Consider the following 20,114-nt stretch of genomic DNA (forward strand, 5'->3'; position numbering starts at 1 on the left):
ATTCGGGCTCGGATCGCCAGTTGCTGCGCCGTGGTGTGCTGACGCACCAACGCCTCCAACTGGGTACGTTCTTTGTCGGTGAGGGAAACGGGAATCGGGGTGCAGCGTGGCATCGTGTCATCAACTCGTCGGCGAAACTCAAGACAGATGAGTAGGATGCCATCGATCGCCCAGAAACAGTATTAGGACTTTCACTCTAGACCACTAGACTGCACGCAATCAGCACACGAACACCGGAGGCGATCTCGCCTCCGGCCATCGGAGACGTCAGCTCTCAGGTGTCACTGGCAAGCCTCACACTCCGGATCCAATATCGAACAAGCACTCGGCGCCGCAGCCCCATTCCCCTTCCCATTCCCCTTGTCTTTATCCATCGCGATATAGCTCCCCCCAACCGCACTCAGCCGATTGGCCTTGCTCGAATCCGCCATGGTCGACTTCTCGACATGGGTCGCGCCCATGGATCGCAAGTAATAGGTCGTCTTCAACCCCCGTACCCAAGCCAGCTTATAAAGATTGTCGAGTTTCTTGCCGCTCGGCTCCTGCATATAGAGATTCAAACTCTGCGCCTGGTCGAGCCATTTCTGGCGGCGGCTGCCGGCTTCGATGAGCCAGCGGGCGTCGACTTCGAAGGCGGTGGCGTAGAGCTGCTTGATCTCGTCGGGGATGCGGTCGATCTGCTGGACGGAGCCGTCGTAGTACTTGAGGTCGTTGACCATGACGGAGTCCCAGAGATCGCGCTCTTTGAGGTCCGCGACCAGGTAGGGGTTGACGACGGTGAACTCGCCGGAGAGGTTGGATTTGACGAAGAGGTTTTGGTAGGTCGGCTCGATCGACTGGCTGACGCCGACGATGTTGCTGATGGTCGCGGTGGGTGCGATGGCCATGCAGTTGGAGTTACGCATGCCGACGGTGCGGACGCGCTCGCGCAGGCCGTTCCAGTCGAGGCTGGTGCTGGTGTCCATCTGTAGATAGCCGCCGCGGCCTTCTTCCAGGAGCTTGATGCTGTCGATGGGCAGGATGCCCTGGCTCCAGAGCGAGCCGTCGAAGCTGGGGTAGCGTCCGCGCTCGCCCGCCAGCTCGGAACTGGCCTGGATGGCGTAGTAGCTCAGGTGCTCCATGCTGAGGTCGGCGAACTGGACGGCCTCCATGCTGGTGTAGGGGATGCGCAGCTGATAGAGGGCGTCCTGGAAGCCCATGATGCCGAGCCCGACCGGGCGGTGACGCAGGTTGGAACTGCGCGCCTGGGGCACGTTGTAGAAGTTGTAGTCGATGACGTTGTCGAGCATGCGCATGGCGGTGCGCACGGTCTTCCGCAGACGTTCGGTGTCCAGGCCCTTGTCGGTGACGTGGGCGGCCAGGTTGATGGAGCCCAGGTTGCAGACGGCGATTTCGAGATCGTTGGTGTGCAGGGTGATCTCGGTGCACAAGTTGGAGCTGTGCACCACGCCGACATGCTGGTTGGTGTAGCGCAGGTTGCAGGGGTCCTTGAAGGCGATCCAGGGATGGCCGGTCTCGAACAGCATGGCGAGCATCTTGCGCCAGAGGTCGACCGCCTTGATGCGCTTGCTGACTTTCATCTCGCCGCGCTCGGCGCGCGCTTCATAGGCCAGATAGGCCTGCTCGAAGGGTTGGCCCATGAGGTCGTGCAGGTCCGGCGTCTCGTCCGGGGAGAAGAGGGTCCAGTGCTGGTCCTCCGCGACACGCTTCATGAACAGATCCGGCACCCAGTTGGCGGTGTTCATGTCGTGCGTGCGGCGGCGGTCGTCGCCGGTGTTTTTACGCAGGTCGAGGAACTCTTCGATGTCGATGTGCCAGGTTTCGAGATAGGCGCAGACGGCGCCCTTGCGCTTGCCGCCGTTGTGGACCAGTGCGGCGGCGGTCATGTAGGTCTCGTCGCCCTCGACCTTGAGGTCGTGAACCTGCGCGACGGGCTTGATCTCCGTGACCGCTTTGACGCGGGTGAAGATCCAGTTGCCGAGGCGAAACCAGTTGTGCTTGGTCAGCGCGGGGACGCCGACCAAGTCCGCAATCCGGGGGACGGCGGGAATGCGTAGGTCGAAGGCGCGGGTGGTGCCGGTGAAGGCGACGACCGAGCCGTCGCTGCGGGTGCCTGCGTGTGCATTGTCGCGCTCGCGGTACTGACCGGCGCAGGGGATGCCGAGTCGAAGCAACTGATAACGTAGCCCTTCGGCGAGCGGCGCGGACGCGGAGGTGAAATAGATCTCCTTGCCGCGCGAGACGCCGCCATCCGTCTCCAGCAGACCCTGGATCAGCGCGAGGGCTTGGTTGTGCGGCAGGTGGCTGAAGCGCCGCGCGATCCGCTTGTTGCCTTGCGCGTCGTAGAGGTCTTCATACGTAAAGGGCAGGTGCGCCTGGTCCAGGCCGACGTATTGTCCGGTCGTGGCGCAGCGGGCGAGCCCGCGACCGACGCTCCATTTGATCTGCAGATAGGTCTCGCCGCGGCTGTTTTCCCAGAAGTGGATGCCGCGTTCGGTGAGGTAGTTGCGAACGAACGCCAGGTGCCCGGCGTCCGCGTTGGGGTTGCCCGAGACGCCGAATTCATAGCCGCCGGTCAGGTGCCCGTCGCCGAGCAGGATGCCGTAGAGGCGAGCGTCGTCCTCGGTCAGCCCCTCGACTGGGACCACCTCGGATGGGATGACCTGCGCGACATAGTCCCCGCGCGACAGCTGACCGGCCTCGATCCAGTCCGGCTTGAAGCGGCCGTCTTCGATCTGCCGCAGGGTCCGTTCGATGCTCTGCTCCATGGGAACGCCCTGGATCGCCCAGAAGGGATGCCCACCGGTGACCTTGAGGTCGTTGACCGCATGCTTGACGGCGACCTGGACCATAGGCGCGTCTTTCTGGTCGTAGACGAAGTGTTCGGTGACTTCGCGATAGCGTCCGCGCTGACCCAGCACCAGATCGCCGACCTTCACGTCCTGGATGGCCTTGGGGCCGTCGGCGGTGAAGACAGTGGTCTCCGGGGCGAAGCATTGGTTGACGGCGACCGCCGTGTCATTCGCGACCTTCAGGAAGGGCACCACGCCCTGGCTCTTGCCGTTGGTCCCCTTGATGTGCGCGCCCATGCCGCGCACGCGGGTCCAGTCGTTGCCGAGTCCGCCGGCGAATTTGGACAGCAGGGCGTTGTCCTTGATGGCGCCGTAGATGCCTTCGAGGTCGTCCGCGACCGTGGTGAGGAAGCAGGAGCTGAGCTGCGGGCGCAGCGTGCCGGAGTTGAACAGCGTCGGCGTGGAGCTCATGAAGTCGAAGCTGGAAAGCAGCTCGTAGAACTCGATGGCGCGCGCTTCGCGGTCGATCTCGTTGATGGCGAGCCCCATGGCGACGCGCATGAAGAAGGCCTGGGGAAGCTCGATGCGGATGCCGTCGGCGGTGTGGATGAAGTAGCGGTCGTAGAGGGTCTGCAGGCCGAGGTAGTTGAACTGCAGGTCGCGCTCGGGGCGGATGGCGGCACCGAGTCTCTGGAGGTCGAAACGGCTGAGCTGGCGGTCCAGATGCTCCAGGTCGCCAGCGCGCTTGATGTAGGCGGCGAAGTAGTCGCCGTAGCGCTCGGCGAGGTCGGCCTGGGTCTCGACGCCGGCCGCGAGGTCGAGGAAGCCGAGCGCCTCGCGGCGGGCGATGTCGAGCAGCAGCCGCGCGGCGACCTTGCTGTACTGCGGCTCGCGCTCGATCAGGGTGCGGGCGGACATCACCAGGGCCTGGCGCACATCGGCCTCGCGCACGCCGTCGAAGAGGTTGCGCAAGGTTTCGGTGAGGATGGCCTGAGGGTCGACGTCGTCGAGGTCGCGGCAGGCCTCGTCGACCAGCCGCGCCATGCGCTCGACATCCAGCGGGCGGGTGGTGCCGTCGGTCTGGGTCACGCTGATGGGATGGGCTTCCCGTAGCCCGGCGCTCGCGGCGGACTTCTCGGCGCGTTCGCGGGCGCGCGCCTCCCGATAGAGGACGTAGTCGCGCGCGACCTTGTGCTCCCCGGCGCGCATCAGCCCCAGCTCGACCTGATCCTGAATGTCCTCGATGTGGACCGTACCGCCGCCCGGTAGACGCCGCGTGAGTGCTGAAACGACCTGCTCGGTCAATTCGTGTACTCTGTCGTGGATTCGACTGGAGGCTGCCGCCGAGCTGCCCTCGACCGCCAGGAAGGCCTTGGTCATGGCGACCATGATCTTGTTGGGGTCGAAATGGGTGACCTTGCCGTTGCGCCGAATGACCTGGACCTGGCCTGGGACATAGGCCGCGATCTCGATGCTGGTCTCGCCCTGAGAGGAGCCAACCGGCTCGATGACGGCGTCCTGATGCTGGGTCGGCTGGGTGCGTGGCTGGCGGCTGGCGGACATGGCTCCTCCTGAAGATGGGGGTGGCGTGAGGTTGTGAATACTTGCGCTGGACCTGCGGGATGATATCAATATATACGGAAGGGAGTGCTCGTCAACCACAAGATATTGTGCATTGGTGGTCGCGTTCGCTGTTCAAGGGCTGTGGATTGGCTGTGGATAATTGTCTGGATCTCCGGCCCGCCGCAGGTGTCGGGTGCTGTATCGACAAGGCTTTCCGAGCACTTGGGTCTGTGGATAATCGGGGTGGTGTGCGCCTGGCCGAGCCAGGCGTGCGTCGGGCTCGGCGTACCGCTCGTCGCCTGGCACGCGACCGCGCTCGGCGAGGCGATGCGCGCAGCATCGAGGCGGTGGTGCTGAGTCCCTGGGGAAGGAGAATTCTGGTCGCTCATTCGCTGCGGATGCCGAGTCGTGCTCGAACACAAAAAGAGCTTTTATGGTCGCGGTGCTGAGGAAAACCGCGGCTATAATCCGACGGAGCCCGTCTGGTATGCCAGAACACGGCCAGACCGGTTGAGCTGAGAGGCGCTCTCGCGTGGTGCAACGCTGTCCGGCCGCCACACCCTCGGGCAAGCACTCTCGGGCAAGCACTCAAGACACGAACGACCCCGGAGGATGACCAAGATGAAAGTGCGTGACGCGATGAGCCGCTCGGTGCGCTCGATCAAGCCCGACACCAAGATCGTCGAAGTGGCTTCTCTGATGTGCCTCTACCGTTTTCACGGCCTGCCCATCGTCGATGACGAGAACCAACTGCTCGGTGTCATCGCCGAAAAGGACGTGCTCCACTGCCTCTTCCCCAAGCTCGAGGATCTCATGTCCGAGGGCATGCACTCGGTGGATCTCGACAAGGAAATGGCCCGCTATGGCGAGGTTCTCGACCTCACGGCCGCGGACCTGATGACCAAGAAGCCCATCTCGGTGGATCCCGAGATGCATTTGCTGCGGGCCGCGACGGTCATGGTGCGTCATAACTTCAGGCGCATGCCGGTGGCCGAGGACGGCAAGCTGATCGGCATGCTCAGCCTGGGCGATGTTCACAAGGCCATCTTCCACGCCAACATCACCGGATCGCTCAGAGGTGCGCGCGACTAGGCGACTAGCGCGCGGAAGCGCGAGGCACGGCGCGCCTTCGGGCCGCCGGTTTCGCGCCGGCATCCGGGTCAGACCGGATGGTCAAGCGCCCGGTGTCCGCACTAGGCTGTCTGGCCAAGCGATGAGAGCATCGCTGTCACGGGCTGTCTCTGTCCCAACAACGCTTTGGAGGATTCGATGTTGCGTCCCTTCGCTCCACTGGCCGCGCTCCTTGCGCTGTGCGCAGGCCACCCTTCAATGGCCCTTGCCGATGCGGCCGATGCGGCCAGGGACGAATACGAGCGGGTCATGGCGCTGACGCCGGACCTCGACAACGGGCGACGGGTCTATCTCACCTGCGCGGTCTGCCACCGCCCCGAGGGTTGGGGCTCGGTGGACGGCGCCTATCCTCAGATCGCGGGCCAGGCGCCGGCCATCATCGTCAAACAGCTCGCGGACATCCGCGCGCACAATCGCGACAACCCACTCATGTATCCCTTCTCCGTGCCGCGCATCCTGGGTGGTCCCCAGCACCTCGCGGATGTCGCCGCCTATGTCGCCGGGCTGCCCATGACACCGCACAACGGTGTCGGCCCTGGCCGCGACTTGGACCTGGGGGAGCAGCTCTATCGGGACACCTGCGCCGACTGTCATGGGGCGCAGGGCGAGGGCAATGCGCAGACGCTGACCCCGGCGCTCGCTGGCCAGCACTATCCCTATCTGCTGCGTCAGCTCGAGGCCATGCGTGTCGGGCGGCGGAAGAACGCCCATGAGGAGATGGCCGCGCGGATCTCGGCCTTCACGCCGCGGGAGGCGGCGGCCGTGCTGGACTATGCCGCGCGTCTACGCCCGCCGGCGGATAAGGTGGCCAAGGATGGGTGGCTGAATCCGGATTTTCCGGCCTATGTGCGCGAGCCCATGGGATTGCCGCCGATGCCGCCGATGCCCGCGCCACCTGCCCAGCCTGCGGTGGCGCCTCGGTCGGCTGGAGCGGGCGGCTGAGACGGGGCTGATCCCCTGTTCTCGGTTGGCAGTGGCTGTGCCCGCGCGCTTGGGCGGTTCCTCAGCGCGACGAGCCGGTGACGACCCTGCTCACTGCTCACTGCTCACTGCTCACTGCTCGGCTAGCTCGGTGGCGGCGGACTCGATCACACGCGGCTCCGTCAGCGGATAGGCGGGGATCTTGAGCCGCTGCAGGCGCGCCTGATAGGCGGTGCAGTACTCGTGGTGGAAGGTGAGGAAGAGCGGATGCGCGGCGATCTCCTGGACCTCCGCGACGAAGGACAGGTAGTTGCCCGACTGATTCATGTGATAGCTGGAGGGGTCCGTCTGCAGACGGAAACGCTCCACGCGCTGACCCCAGGCCGGAAAGACGGCGGGATTGGTCAGGTGCAGGACGCGCGTCGCTCCCGCCAATGACCCGAGGCAGGCGGCAATGGGGTCGATGATCCGCGGCGCGATGGTCGGAACCTCCTGGCTCGCGGCGACGAAGGCCTCCGTGGCCTGGTCGAGCTCGCTCATGTCCAGGCGGATGGACTCGGGCATCCAGGCGTAGACGAGGCTGGCGTTGCGCAGGAGTGCCTCGGTCGGGCTCGTCGCCGGGAGTCGCGCGGTCGCCAGCAGGATGGGATAGGTGCGCATGAAGGCCGCCTCGCGGGCGGTGCTGCGATGACCGCTGGCGCGCACCAGGTCGACGGCGCTGTATAGGATGTCGATGTTCATGATCGAGGACCGTGTGTGCTGCCCAGGACCAAGGCCGTCGGGCAGAGACTTGAAAGGGACCGCCTCTTTCCATGCTGAGTCTGCATGATCCGCCTCTCCGGCGATTCAATCTACTCCCGTCCGCTCGAAATGCTAAGTACGTCAACCTCTTGCCGTCTGGGTGCGGATACTGGCTCGCATCTTGGGCCTGACAGAGGTCGCCGGCGCGCGGCTCAACGCCCCGTCAGGTCCGTGATCCCGGCGGCCGGCTTGGCGTCTGATCTCTGTGCGTAGTCATAGTGCTTGATCTGGCGCCGGATGTTGCGCTGGATGATGACGCCGAGCACGGACCACTCCAATCCGTCCAGCCCGATCTCGGGATAGAGCGGGTTCAGCGCGACGAGCCGCTCCGATCCCGATGCGTCCCGCACATATTGGCGAAACCAGCGCACACCCTCGACCTCGGCGAAGACGAAGGCCGGGTTCGGGCACTGCTCCGTGGGCTCGATGATGACGATGCAGCGGTCTGGGAACTCCGGTTCCATCTCATCGCCCAGGACCTGCAGGGCATAGGGCTCATGGAGGCTGCAGCCGGCGCTGTCGATGTGCGGTTCTGTCATGCGTTCGTCTCGCTACTGAGGGTTGGTCGACCTGCGGGGCGAGGGACGGGGCGCGGCAGCCTCCCTCATCCCTGCTCAGGGCTCAGTGCGTCCCGAGGAAGGTCTGCTGAAGGCGCCCACCGTCCCACAGGGCGCCGCCATCGTGAAACACGAAGAAGAGATCCTGTGCCGGGATGCGCCCGAGGCAGTCGGTCAGGAAGCCAGGTCCTTCCTCGTCGCGCAGGTCGCTGACGTTGATCCAGGTCAGTCTACGATAGGCGGGCGCCAAGTGCGCGGCCGTGAAGGCGCCGAAGGAGTCGGACAGGATGAGGGCGGTGCGCTCGGTGATCGGTGCCCCGGTCTCATAGGTCCCGAAATCCAGCGCGCGCTGGTAACAGGTGGTGACGAAGTCGGGTTGCCGGTAGGCGACCCGGGTGTCGAAGGCGCCATAGTCGGTCTGAGTGGAGCGGATCCTGCGGTTGAAGCCGAGGATCTTCTGGAGATCGGCCTTGATACGGCCCTCGTATCTGGGGGCGATCGCGATCGGCTGGGGATCGATCCCGACCTCGCGCATCAGCGTCTGCGCGAACAGCTGTGCGCTCTGGCCGGAGAAATGGAAGCTCTCCCTCGGGTAGAAGTTGTCGTCGTCGCGGTGAGCGACGAAGGCGTCCAGGGGATAGACGACCCGGAGCCCCCGCGTCTTGGCGTCCTCAACCAGCCGTCTCAGGGGGGGCGGTGCCTGTCGGTAGCCGAGACAGGCCGCGCGGATGGCGCGAGGGACCGAATTCGGGAGCCGATCGGGGTAGACGACCGGCTTGGTTGGGGCGATGCCGAGCACTGTCCTCAGACCGGCATCCTGAAAGTGTTCCAGGATCCCGAGCCATGCCTGCGCGAATCTGTCGTATTCACGGTTGACCGGGCCGGTGTCGCAGAGTCGCGTGAAGGCGGCGTTGGGATGGCGGGCGTCGTGCGTATTGAGATAGACGAAGCCGTCGCGCCCGAGCGAGAGCTGGGGCGAGGGTGAGTCCCGGAAGCCGTAGAAGAGCATGCGGCGATGCAGCCGGTTCAGCGGCAGCGCCAGGCCGAAATGGTCGTCGATCCAGTCGTCCAGGGCCGGGAAGAACCCCGCTGACTCAGGCGCGCGATCCCAGGGGGGCGGGAAGGGCGCGAGGGGGTGGTTCTCCCAGTCCGCGCGCTTGGCGTCGTCGGTCCAGAGCATGGCGAGCGCCGGCAGGCCGAGGAACAGCGCCATGGCGAGCAGCAGCCCGCGTGCCTTGTTGGAGATGCGTCCGTCCGCGCGCGCCATGGGAGTCGATCCTCAGAAGCGGAAGTAGATGAAGGGGCTGTAGGTGCCGGAGGCGATGTAGAGCGAGCAGAGGACGAGCAGGCCGACGATGAAGGAGCCGTCCAAGAGGGCGGCTGTGACGCCCGGTTTGAAACCATGTCGCCGTCCGGCGGCGAGCGTCCGGTCGGTGAGGATCCGCGTGGACAGTCGGCGCAGCAGGGGCGTCGCGGCCAGAATGCCCAGCACCCCGAAGGCCCATTGTTGATGGCTGACGATCTCGGCGATGCCGGGGGTCTCGGGGCCGGAGTCTTGGCCGATCCAGAGCATCCGCGCCAGAAAGAGACGCGCCTGCTCGAAGCTCTCCGCGCGGAACAGCACCCAGCCGAAGAGCACGGCGAGCAGCGCGTAGAGATGGCGCGCGAGCCGTGGCAGGCGTGCCAGCACCGCCTTGAGCCCCATCCGCTCGACCACCAGCAGCAGGCCGTGATAGAGCCCCCAGGCCAGGAAGGTCCAGCTCGCGCCGTGCCAGAGCCCGCAGAGCGCGAAGACGACGAAGAGGTTGCGATAGGTGGCCAAGGGGCCGTGGCGGTTTCCGCCGAGCGGGATGTAGAGGTAGTCGCGAAACCAGCTCGACAGCGACATGTGCCAGCGCCGCCAGAACTCGGTGATCGACTGGCTGATATAGGGGTAGTTGAAGTTGTGCGGGAACTTGAACCCCATGACGAGCCCCAGTCCGATCGCCATGTTGGAGTAGCCGGCGAAATCGAAGTAGATCTGCTGCATGTAGGCGAGGCTCCCGGTCCAGGCGAGGCCCGTCCCCAGCCGCTCCGATGGCAGGGCGAAGACCGCGTCGGCGACGGCGGCCATGTTGTCGGCGAAGAGGACCTTCTGGGCCAGGCCCACGCTGAAGAAGAGCAGGCCATGGCGCACGTAGCTCGCGTGAATGACGCGTCGGCGCAGTTGCCGGGCCACGGTGGCGTAGCGGACGATAGGCCCCGCCACCAGTTGCGGGAACATCATGATGTAGAGCGCCAGGTCGCTCAGCGAACGCGCCGGTTTGGCGTCCCTCCGGTAGACATCGATCAGGTAAGAGAGGGATTGAAAGGTGAAGAAGGAGATGCCCAGCGGCAGATGCGGAACGCGGGCCGGATCCAGAGCCTCCCAGCCGAGCACGTCGAAGACCAGGAAGCCGAAGTACTTGAAGTAGAGGAGCAGCGCCAGGTTGGCGACGATGCCGAGCGTCAGCCAGAGCCGGCGGCGCTCTGGAGGCGCGCTCCCGATGGCGTGCCCGGCGGTGAAGTTGATGAGCACCGAGAGCAGCAGCACCAGGACGAACAGCCCCTCGCCCCACACATAGAAGAGGACGCTGAAGGCCAGCGCGATCGCGTTGCGCCAGGGCAGCAGCGCGTAGCACAGCAGGAAGGCGGGGAGGAAGAAGTAGAGAAAGGAGACGGAGGAAAAGACCATCTTGGGTTCCGTGGTGCCAGCCGGGTGCGGGCCGCGAGACCGCCACCGCAGAGTAGCCGATCATTATAGGGCGTCCCGTCCAGGTCGGCGCAAACGGTGCCGGCGGCAGTAGGAGCGGCGCCCCGCCGCGACAGGGTGAGTCGGAGCGGTGCCGGTCGCGCCGGGGCGGCGCTCCCACGAGCACGCCGGGGCGGCGCTCCCACGAGCGCGCCAATCGGCCTTTCCTTTGCCTCTTTCGTGCCTTTGTGGTTCAAATGCTGCTTTGACTCCGGGACGACCCCAGGCGCCCGGCATCGGTAGTCGTGAGAGGGCATGAAGACACAAGGCCAGATGAATCGAGTCTTTGCGACCGAGCGGGTCCACGGGGATCGCCGGGATTGGCACAATCTGCGCGGCATGCTGCCGTTTCTGTGGGAGTTCCGCGGGCGCGCGGCCCTGGCGCTCGGCTGCCTCATCCTGGCCAAGGTGGCGAACGTCGGCGTGCCGCTGATCCTCAAGGACATCGTCGACGCCTTCCAGAATCCGCAACTGCGCACACTGGTCCTCCCCGTCAGCCTCCTGCTCGCCTATGGGGCGCTCAAGCTCAGCGCCTCGCTGTTCAACGAGCTGCGCGACGTGGTCTTTGCCCGCGTGCGCTATCGGGCGATGCGGCGCCTCTCGACCCGGGTGCTGGAGCACCTGCATCGGCTGTCGCTGCGCTATCACCTGGAGCGCCAGAGCGGCGCGGTGAGTCGCGATCTGGAGCGGGGCACGCGCTCGGTCTCCACCATCATGAATTACCTGGTGTTCAGCGTCATGCCGGTGGCGATCGAGTTCACGCTGGTCGGCGGCATCATGCTGAGCCGCTATGCGTTCTCCTTTGCCCTGGTCACCTTCGGCACCGTGGCCGTCTACTTCGCCTTCACCTTCGCCATCACCGAGTGGCGCATGGAATACCGTCATCGGATGAACCGGCTCGACTCCGAGGCCAATACCCAGGCGTTCGACAGCCTCATCAACTACGAGACGGTGAAGTATTTCGGCAGCGAGGACTTGGAGCTGAAGCGCTACGACGGGACGCTCGCGGAGTGGGAGCAGATGGCGGTCGCCAGTCAGACCTCCATGTCGCTGCTGAACTTCGGGCAGGGCGCCATTATCGCCATAGGCGTCACCGGCATCATGGCGCTGGCGTCCCGGGGGGTGGTGTCGGGTGCCATGACCGTGGGCGATCTGGTCCTGGTCAATGCCCTCATGCTGCAGCTGTTCATCCCGCTGGGCTTTCTCGGCATCGTCTACCGCCAGATCAAGTACGCCCTGGCGGACATGGACCTGGTCTTCAAGCTGCTGGAGCGCGAGCCGGAGATCGTCGATCGACCCGATGCCGCGCCCCTGCAGCTGCGCGAGGGCGGCATCCGTTTCGAGCAGGTGGATTTCCACTACCAGCCGGAGCGGCAGATCCTGCACGCCATGGATTTCGCCGTCGAGCCGGGCCAGAAGGTCGCCGTCGTCGGCCATAGCGGGGCCGGCAAGTCGACCCTGTCGCGGCTGCTGTTCCGCTTCTATGACGTGACCGGCGGGCGCATCCTGATCGACGGTCAGGATCTGCGCGACCTCACGCAGGCGAGCCTGCGCGCGGCCATCGGCATCGTCCCCCAGGACACCGTGCTGTTCAATGACAGCATCCACTTCAACCTGGCCTACGGGCGGCCCGGCGCGACCTTCGCGGAGATCGAGCGCGCCGCCGAGATGGCCCACATCCGCACCTTCATCGAGAGCCTGCCGGAGCGCTGGGAGACGGTCGTCGGCGAGCGCGGGCTGAAGCTCTCCGGCGGCGAGAAGCAGCGTGTCGCCATCGCGCGCGCCATCCTCAAGCGCCCGCGCATCCTCATCTTCGACGAGGCGACCTCCTCGCTCGACAGTCACACCGAGCAGGCCATCCAGCAGACGCTGTCCGAGGTCGCCGCGGACCACACCACGCTGGTGATCGCGCACCGTCTCTCGACCGTGGTGGACGCCGACCGCATCCTGGTCATGGAGCAGGGCCGCATCCGCGAGCAGGGCACGCATCGCGCGCTGCTGGAGGCCGGCGGGCACTATGCCGCCATGTGGGAGCTGCAGAAGCGCGAAGGGAACGACAGCGTCGTCGTGGCATCCGACGTCTGAGTCCCGCCGAGCGGCGAGGTCGCCGCCCGTCACCGGCCTTCAACGGCCCGGCCATTCGGGGGGCCGGCCAACAATGACGCGAGGAGCGTCCTCATGACCGTCATGCTGAACCGTCTCAGGCCGCGCCTGCATCAACCCTCTGACGCGGGACGCCTCTACAGCATCCTGCGCGAGGCCGGGGTGTGGCTGCCCCTGTTGAGCGTCGCCTTGAGTCTGGGCGCCGCCCTGGTGCTGCTCGCGATCCTCTGGGGCAACCCCGAGCAAACCTGGCTTCGAGGGCTCTTTCTCGGCGTTATCCTCGCCGGCATTGCCGCTGCCGCGCTCGCCTGGCGGCGTCTGCGCAATCAACTGCTGTTGCCATTGGTGCGTCTGGAGCACTCGCTGACGCGGGTCTGCCAGGGCGAGCCGGGCGCGAGCGATACGCTCAAGGATGTCGGTGTGCTCGGGCCGATCGCGCAGGACATCCGCAGTCTCAACGAGGAACTCACCGACCTCTACGAGGACATGGACAACCGCGTGGCGCGCCAGACCCGGCGGCTGGCCCAGAAGACGGCGTCGCTGAAGATCCTCTACGACGTGGCGGCCGGCATCCATCAGACCGAGAGCGTCGAGGAGCTGCTGCTGCGTTTCCTGCGCGTGCTCAAGGAGATGATCAACGGCCGTGCCGCGACCGTGCGGCTGGTGATGCCGGACGGCACCCGTCGCCTGATCGGTTCCATCGGCCTGGACGACGGCCTGGTGCGCGAGCATGACATGGCGCCGGTGGATCTCTGCCTCTGCGGCAGCGTGCTGGCGCCGGGCGATATCCTCTGCGACAACGACGCCCGCTATTGCTCCCGCATCTACGGCCGTCGAATGTTCGCAACGTCGGAGATGGACGTGGTCACCGTGCCGCTGGAGCATCGCGACGCGCTGCTCGGCGTCTACAGCATCTTCGTCGACCGCCCCGGCGTGAAGGCCAGGGAGGACATCATGGATCTGCTCTTCACCGTCGGTCATCACCTGGGCGTGGCGATCGCCAAGCAACGCTCGGACGCCGAGGCCCACCGCGCCTCCATCCTGGAGGAGCGCAACGCCCTCGCGCACGAGCTGCACGACTCCCTGGCGCAGACGCTCGCCAGTCTGCGCTTCCAATGCCGCATGCTCGACGACTCCCTGGCCGACAGCCCCATCTCGGCCGAGGCCCGCAACGATCTCAGCCGCATCCGCAACGGTCTGGACGAGGCCCACACCGAGCTGCGCGAGCTGCTCGCCAGCTTCCGCGCGCCGCTCGACCGCCGTGGTCTGGTACCTGCCCTGGCGAAGCTGACCAAGTGTCTCGGCCAGGAGACCGGCGCCCATGTGCTCTTCCAGAACGACTGCCGACCCTTCGAGCTGTCCGCGACCGAGGAGCTGCAGCTGCTGCGGATCGTCCAGGAGTCGCTGGCGAACATCCGCAAGCATGCCCAGGCCCACACCGTGCGGGTGCTGCTGACGCGCGATGCCGGCGGACAGCATGTGCTGCTCATCGAAGACGATGGGGTCGGCTTCAGCGCGCCGGCCGATGGCTCTCGGCCCGGCGAGCACATCGGGCTCTCCATCATGGAGGAGCGCGCGCGACGCATCGGCGCCGAGCTGCGCATCGAGAGCGAGCCCGGCGAGGGCACGCGGGTCGAGGTCAATTTCGAGGTCAACCGGCGCAGCTCGCGCCCAGCGCTGGAGACGGTCTGATGCGTGTGCTCCTGATCGACGATCACGCCCTGTTCCGCTTCGGGCTCCAGGAGCTGCTGGAGCGGCGCGGCATCGAAGTCGTGGCGGCCGTCGGGGACGCGACCGCCGGTGTGCAGAAGGTGGCCGAGACGCAGCCCGACGTGGTGCTGCTGGACATGCGCATGCCCCAGCTCTCCGGCCTGGAGCTGCTGCGCCAGCTGCGCGCCGCGAACCAGGCCATGCCGATCGCCATGCTCACGACGAGCGCGGAGGAGCGCGACGTCATCGACTCCCTGCAGGGCGGTGCCCAGGGCTATCTGCTCAAGGACATGGAGCCCGATGTCCTGATCGCCGCCCTCGGCGACATCGTGCAGGGCAAGACCGTGGTGGCGCCGGAGCTCGCCATCGTGCTGGCCAAGGCCGTTCAGGGCGAGGCCAAGGTCGCCCAGGTTCAGAGTGGCATCGCCGATCTGACGCCGCGCGAGCAGGAGATCCTCTGTCACCTCGCGGAGGGGCAGAGCAACAAGGCCATCGCGCGCCGGCTCGGCATCTCGGACGGCACCGTCAAGCTCCACGTCAAGGCCATCCTGCGCAAGCTGGACGTGCATTCCAGGGTCGAGGCGGCCGTCATCGCCGTCGAGCGCGGCATGTGCGAGCGTCTGCCGATGCGTGATGCCAATTCGACGGGCTGAGGTCGCGCGGCGACGATCGCGAAGCCTGCGTGTTCGATGAAGAGTGTTCGATCAGGAGTGTTCGATCACGCTTGACCGCCGACTGCGCATTTTGAATGCGCGCGGCGGCCGGGCCGGGCTATCTTCATGAGATCCAAACCAATCGCAATCGCAATCATCGTCCTGGCCTTGCGCGTGCGCTGGCCATGTCCGATGACAGAGGAGAGATCCCAACCGTGAAAAACTTTCTGGAACTCATCAAGAACTGCCTCACCGACATCCGGGAGATCATGCCCTGGGATCTGGAGGAGCGGCTGCGGGAGAATCCGCAGCTGCTCATCGTCGACGTGCGTGAGCCGGATGAGTTCGCCGCCATGCACATCCAGGGATCGCTCAATGTGCCGCGCGGGATCCTGGAGTCGGCCTGCGAGTGGGACTATGAGGAGACCGTTCCCGATCTGGTGCAGGCGCGTGAGCGTGAGGTCGTCGTGGTCTGTCGCTCGGGTTACCGCAGTGTTCTGGCGGCCCATTCGATGAACGTCCTCGGATACCAGAACGTGGTGTCGCTCAAGACCGGCCTGCGCGGTTGGAAGGACTATGAGCAACCCCTGGTCGATCAGGCCGGTGGGGCGGTCGACTTGGACGACGCGGATGTGTACTTCACGCCCCGCCTGCGGCCCGATCAGGTGCGCCCGCACCCAGCGTGAGGTTCGTCGAGCACGCAACTGTTGGAGCAATGACGAGCCCGGTTTGCTCCAGAAGCCGTCTCGGGGTGGCGTGGGTCCATGGCGTCGGATGCTGGCGCCGACTTCAGGCGTTGCCGAGCGGGGGGCGGGCGTCCGACATCAGCTCGCCCTTTTCGCCCCAGGCCCTCGTTTTGGGTAATCTTCCGTCCGATCCTGTCGCTGAGTGAGCCTTATGCACCTGTCTTCCGCCCCGCTATCAACAACGGCCGCGTCTGATCTGAGTCAGCATCTTCCGGATTCCGCCACGATCCAGGCCCAGGTTCAGCTCGCCTTGGCGGAGGATGTGGGCGATGGTGATCTAACGGCCGCGCTCTTGCCCGCGCAACAGCGTTCGCGGGCGGAGCTGGTGACGCGCGAGGCGGCGACGCTTGCCGGGTGCGCCTGGTTCGAGGCGGTCTTCCGTGCGTTGGATCCCGGAGTCGAGCTTCATTGGGATGCCGCGGACGGTGATCGGATCGCTGCCGGGCAACGGCTGTGCGTCTTGGAAGGGCACTCGCGCGCGCTGCTGACCGGCGAGCGCACGGCGATGAACTACCTCCAGACGCTCTCCGGGACGGCGACCCGCGCCCGCCGTTATGCGGATGCGGTTGCCGGGCTGCCCGTGGTAGTCCTGGATACGCGCAAGACGCTGCCGGGATTGCGCGATCAGCAGAAATACGCTGTGCGTTGCGGTGGTTGCCACAACCATCGTCGGGGCCTCTTCGATGCCATTCTCATCAAGGAAAACCACATCCTGGCGGCCGGCTCGATCCGGGCCGCGCTCGATGCGGCCAAGGCGTTGGGGCGTGATGTGCCGATCGAGATCGAAGTGGAGTCCGTCGCCGAGATGGAGGCGGCGATCACGACCGGCGCGCGCTGTATCCTGCTGGACAACTTCCCGCTGGCGGAGCTGCGCCGCGCGGTGGCGGCCAATGCCGGTCGTTCCACGCTGGAGGCATCCGGCGGGGTGACCCTGGAGACCATCCGGCCGATCGCGGAGACGGGCGTCGATCGGATCTCTGTCGGTGACGTGACGAAGGATGTGACGGCCGTGGACTTGTCGATGCGGTTCGTCGTGATCTGAGCGGGCTTGGCTCAGGGCGGATCGATCAGCCGACGCGTTGAGCCGATCGCTGGCTCGGCGCGGGCAGTCGCTCTCCTACGCGGGGCTGTCGTCCTTCGCCGTGGGCGCCGGCTCAGTCGGATTCATGGGTTCCTAGCTGCTGTTCGAGGATGCTCAGCCGCTGGCGCAATCGCTCCAGTTCGTCGAGCAGTTCCAGTGCCAGCGCGGCGCCGGCCAGGTTCAGATCCAGGTCGCGCTGCAAGCGCATGGCGCGCTGGGCGCGCTTGACCTCGATACCGGTGAACCGCCACTCGGCCGGTCGTTGCCCGAGCGGGTGGAGCAGTCCCTCCGTGACCATGAGCTTGACGATACGGCTGTTGGCGCCACAGAGACTGGTCAGCTCGGCGAAAGACACGATCAGCTCCTCGTCCAGTAGGATTCCTTCGATGCCTGTCTCGGTCTGCGCCATGGGTCAGACTCCCAATTGTGCACGCGGGTTGAACGTCAGTCGCTCGGCCATCTGTCGGTAGGCTTCCTTCGCGGCATCCGTATTGGCGGGCGGGGTGACGATCTCCAGAAGCAGGATCTCGTCGCCCGCGGGAGTGCCAGGCAGGCCGCGTCCCTTGAGCCGCAGCTTCTGTCCGGACTGTGAGCCGGGCGGGATCTTGAGATTCACCGAGCCGCCGAGTGTCGGAACCGTGACGGTGGCGCCGAGCGCCGCCTCCCAGGGGGCGATGGGGAGGCGCAGTTGGATGTCCCTGCCTTCGACGGTGAAATGGGCGTGTGGCCGCAGGTCGATCTCCAGATAGAGGTCGCCGGCCGGCCCGCCATTGCGGCCGGGCGAGCCCTGGCCGGCGAGCCGGATCTGGCGCCCTTGGGTCACCCCGGCGGGAATGCGCACGTTCAGGGTCTTGGCGCGCGTCGTGCGCTGGCCGCCGGGTCCGATCTCGGGGACGTCGAGCTTGATCTGACGGGTCGCGCCATTGAAGGCGTCGTCCAGGGAAATCGCGAGCTTGATGCTCTGGTCTTGCCCACGGCGCCGGCGCGTATCCTTGCCTTCGCCTTTGAACGCACGGCCGAAGATGCTCGCAAAGAAGTCGCTGAAGTCGGTCGCTTCGTCCGCGTCGAACTTGAAGTCGTGGAAACCGCCGGCGCCGGGTGGCGGGCGAAAGTCCTGCCCGGCGCGCCAGTTGTTCCCGAGGGAATCATAGGCCGCCCGTTTCTCGGGATCGCGCAGCACCTCGTTGGCCTCGTTGATCTCCTTGAAGCGGGTCTCGGCGTTCGGCTCCTTGCTGACGTCCGGGTGGTACTTGCGCGCGAGCTTGCGGTAGGACCGCTTGATATCGTCCTGGGAGGCGTCTCGCGCCACCCCGAGTGTCTTGTAGTAGTCCTTGTATTGCATTCAAAGCGCCTCAGGCCAATGGGGATCCAGGCACGCGTGGAAAAAATCGATTGTAAGAAGTAGGGGCATCGCGGGCCGAATGCACCTGCCCGAGGCCCAATCACCCGTGCCGGGATTGTATTGGAAGATGGGGCGCCGAGGGTGATGCCTGGATGCGGCGGCCTCGTGATCAACGCGAACCGGCCAAGTGCTGCCGCTGACTCAGACGCTTGCGCGCGAGGGCTCGGCGGCGTGCGCCGGGACGGTGCGTTCCTTGGCCCAGGCCCGGAGCCTTTGGATCTGGACGTCCATGACCACGGAGAGCGGCTGGGTGCTGGCGATCTCGGCGAGCAGGGTCGCGGTCGTGACCGCGCTCTTGTCGGTCGCGTCGGCGAAGAGCGCCGAGACCACGGCTTGCTCGATGCCTGCTCCGGTGAAGCCCTCGCTCGCCTCCGCCAGTGCGTCGAGGTCGAAGGTCTCCGGGTCGAGCTGACGCTGGCGCAAGTGGATCACAAAGATCTCCCGCCGAACGTCGGTGGGTGGCAGGTCGACGAAGAAGAGTTCGTCGATGCGGCCCTTGCGGATCAGTTCCGGCGGAAGGCGGGAAATGTCGTTCGCGGTGGCGGCGAGGAAGACGCGGGTCTTGCGCTCGGCCATCCAGGTCAGCAGGGTGCCGAGCACGCGCCGCCCGACACCGTCGTCCTCGGAGCCGGTGGCGATGCCTTTTTCGATCTCGTCGACCCAAAGCACGCAGGGCGACATGAGGTCTGCCGTCTCCAGCGCCTTGCGCAGGTTCTTCTCGGTCTCGCCGATGTATTTGTCGTAGAGCGCGCCGAAGTCCAGTCTCAACAGCGGCACGCCCAGCCGGCCCGCCACGGCCTTGGCCGCGAGACTCTTGCCGCCGCCCTGGACGCCGAGCATCAGGATGCCGCGCGGGTGGTCGCGCGTGCGCTCCGGATCCAGGAAGGCGTCGCGGCGCCGGTCGATCCAGGCCTTGAGATTGGACAGGCCGGCGACATCGGCGAAGGAGCGCGTGTCGTACTCGAAGCTGATGATGCCCTCCGGGCTCAATAGCTCGTACTTGGCGCGCTTGACCGACTCCACGTCGTCCTTGGTGATGGCGCCGTCGTTGCGGATGGCGTTGCGGATGAGCCGACGGGCGTCGGATTCGGTGATGCCGAGCAGGTTATCGGCGAGCTGATCCAGGGACCCCCGGCTGGTGCGCACGCTGCCGTGCGGACCGATCTGCTGCCACAGCTTGGCCTCCTCGCGAATGAGCGCCATGAGCCGGTTGCGATCGGGCAGGCGGAGCGAGAAGCGCACGCTCAGGTGGCGCAGCTCCGGTGGCACCTCCAGGGCATGGCTCACCATGATGAGGGTGCGTGGCAGCCCCACGTAGCCCTGCGCGATCTCCTTGAGCAGGCGCACATGCAGCGGCTTGTCGAGATAGGGGTGGAAGTCGAGCAGGATATAGATGCCGCGCTGGGTCGTGACACGGATGTGGCGCAGCACCTCGGCCGGGTCGGCCAGAAAATGCTGGGGCTCCGCGTCGAACTCGATGCGCTGCAGACCGTCCGTGACGGTCCAGCGGAAGGCGGGCTCCGTGACGCGCAGCGCCAGGCGCGAGAAGAGCTCGATCACCCGCAGCTCCTCGATGGACTCGATGAGAATGATTGGCGTGTCGGAGCGCAGCAGCAGCTCGAGGTCGTGGAGGTCCGGAGTCATTGGGGGTGGGTCAGGTGCGTCTCGGGTCGTTTAGGGGTATCAGGAATCTCCGAGGCGCTCAAGGACGGCCATCTGGATCTGTGAACGGCATCCAGGTTGGGCCGGTCTGGGGCATTTCCGGTTGAGCGCCCCGGCTCAACACGGCCGGCGCCGTCGCCTGAAAGCGGCTCCAGAGCGTCGAGGCAGTCAGGGTAATCGCCACACCGGGGCTAGAGAAGCTCCAGACCAGTCGGGCATGGA

Annotated in this window: 15 protein-coding genes; 7 read left to right on the forward strand and 8 right to left on the reverse strand. The window is 65.9% G+C overall.

Going from position 1 to position 20,114, the window contains the following annotated elements; all coding sequences use genetic code 11:
- Positions 1-281: 281 nt before the first annotated feature.
- Positions 282-4,355 (reverse strand): ribonucleoside-diphosphate reductase subunit alpha, encoded by a 4,074-nt coding sequence (locus tag CKO23_RS18910; protein WP_207168618.1) that lies wholly within the window; start codon positions 4,353-4,355, stop codon positions 282-284.
- A gap of 612 nt (positions 4,356-4,967) precedes the next feature.
- Between CKO23_RS18910 and CKO23_RS18915 the strand changes: the two genes are divergently transcribed.
- Together CKO23_RS18915 and CKO23_RS18920 are read left to right on the forward strand one after the other, a co-directional pair.
- On the forward strand, positions 4,968-5,447 hold the full coding sequence (locus CKO23_RS18915) for a CBS domain-containing protein (protein ID WP_242482564.1): 480 nt from the start codon (positions 4,968-4,970) through the stop codon (positions 5,445-5,447).
- 237 nt (positions 5,448-5,684) lie between these two features.
- Positions 5,685-6,428 carry a c-type cytochrome gene (locus tag CKO23_RS18920; protein WP_242482565.1) on the forward strand — a complete coding sequence of 248 codons (744 nt, stop codon included), beginning with the start codon at positions 5,685-5,687 and terminating at the stop codon, positions 6,426-6,428.
- A 111-nt stretch (positions 6,429-6,539) separates the two neighbouring features.
- Here the strand turns inward: CKO23_RS18920 and CKO23_RS18925 are convergent, their stop codons facing one another.
- The 4 genes from CKO23_RS18925 to CKO23_RS18940 all read right to left on the reverse strand — a co-directional run bounded on the left by CKO23_RS18925 (position 6,540) and on the right by CKO23_RS18940 (position 10,478).
- Positions 6,540-7,148, reverse strand: coding sequence for a hypothetical protein (locus CKO23_RS18925; RefSeq protein ID WP_200333486.1), 609 nt, complete (start codon positions 7,146-7,148; stop codon positions 6,540-6,542).
- Positions 7,149-7,360: 212 nt separating this feature from the next.
- On the reverse strand, positions 7,361-7,747 hold the full coding sequence (locus tag CKO23_RS18930) for a S24 family peptidase (protein WP_200333488.1): 387 nt from the start codon (positions 7,745-7,747) through the stop codon (positions 7,361-7,363).
- A gap of 82 nt (positions 7,748-7,829) precedes the next feature.
- Positions 7,830-9,032 carry a hypothetical protein gene (locus CKO23_RS18935; RefSeq protein ID WP_200333490.1) on the reverse strand — a complete coding sequence of 401 codons (1,203 nt, stop codon included), beginning with the start codon at positions 9,030-9,032 and terminating at the stop codon, positions 7,830-7,832.
- 12 nt (positions 9,033-9,044) lie between these two features.
- A complete protein-coding gene (locus CKO23_RS18940; protein WP_200333491.1) occupies positions 9,045-10,478 on the reverse strand; it encodes an MBOAT family O-acyltransferase in 1,434 nt (477 codons plus the stop codon).
- Positions 10,479-10,808: 330 nt separating this feature from the next.
- On the opposite strand from CKO23_RS18940, the gene CKO23_RS18945 reads away from it, so the two are divergent.
- From CKO23_RS18945 to nadC, 5 genes are all read left to right on the forward strand, one after another.
- Positions 10,809-12,620 (forward strand): ABCB family ABC transporter ATP-binding protein/permease, encoded by a 1,812-nt coding sequence (locus CKO23_RS18945; RefSeq protein ID WP_200333493.1) that lies wholly within the window; start codon positions 10,809-10,811, stop codon positions 12,618-12,620.
- Between the two features lie 102 nt (positions 12,621-12,722).
- Positions 12,723-14,330: a GAF domain-containing sensor histidine kinase gene (locus CKO23_RS18950; RefSeq protein WP_440870581.1), complete on the forward strand. Its 1,608-nt coding sequence runs from the start codon at positions 12,723-12,725 to the stop codon at positions 14,328-14,330.
- A complete protein-coding gene (locus tag CKO23_RS18955) occupies positions 14,330-15,001 on the forward strand; it encodes a response regulator (RefSeq protein WP_200333497.1) in 672 nt (223 codons plus the stop codon). Before CKO23_RS18950 ends, CKO23_RS18955 begins: the two co-directional genes overlap by 1 nt.
- Positions 15,002-15,216: 215 nt before the next feature.
- Positions 15,217-15,687, forward strand: a complete 471-nt coding sequence (locus CKO23_RS18960; protein ID WP_200333499.1) for a rhodanese-like domain-containing protein — start codon at positions 15,217-15,219, stop codon at positions 15,685-15,687.
- A 211-nt stretch (positions 15,688-15,898) separates the two neighbouring features.
- On the forward strand, positions 15,899-16,789 hold the full coding sequence (gene nadC, locus CKO23_RS18965; RefSeq protein WP_200333500.1) for a carboxylating nicotinate-nucleotide diphosphorylase: 891 nt from the start codon (positions 15,899-15,901) through the stop codon (positions 16,787-16,789).
- 112 nt (positions 16,790-16,901) lie between these two features.
- Here the strand turns inward: nadC and CKO23_RS18970 are convergent, their stop codons facing one another.
- From CKO23_RS18970 to CKO23_RS18980, 3 genes are all read right to left on the reverse strand, one after another.
- Entirely contained in the window at positions 16,902-17,237 is a 336-nt protein-coding gene (locus tag CKO23_RS18970; protein WP_200333501.1) for a chaperone modulator CbpM, read from the reverse strand.
- 3 nt (positions 17,238-17,240) lie between these two features.
- Positions 17,241-18,170: a DnaJ C-terminal domain-containing protein gene (locus tag CKO23_RS18975; protein ID WP_200333505.1), complete on the reverse strand. Its 930-nt coding sequence runs from the start codon at positions 18,168-18,170 to the stop codon at positions 17,241-17,243.
- A 201-nt stretch (positions 18,171-18,371) separates the two neighbouring features.
- Entirely contained in the window at positions 18,372-19,874 is a 1,503-nt protein-coding gene (locus CKO23_RS18980; protein WP_200333507.1) for an AAA family ATPase, read from the reverse strand.
- Positions 19,875-20,114: the final 240 nt, after the last annotated feature.

Source organism: Thiocystis violacea (genome assembly GCF_016583565.1).
GTDB classification, from domain to species: domain Bacteria; phylum Pseudomonadota; class Gammaproteobacteria; order Chromatiales; family Chromatiaceae; genus Thiorhodococcus; species Thiorhodococcus violaceus_A.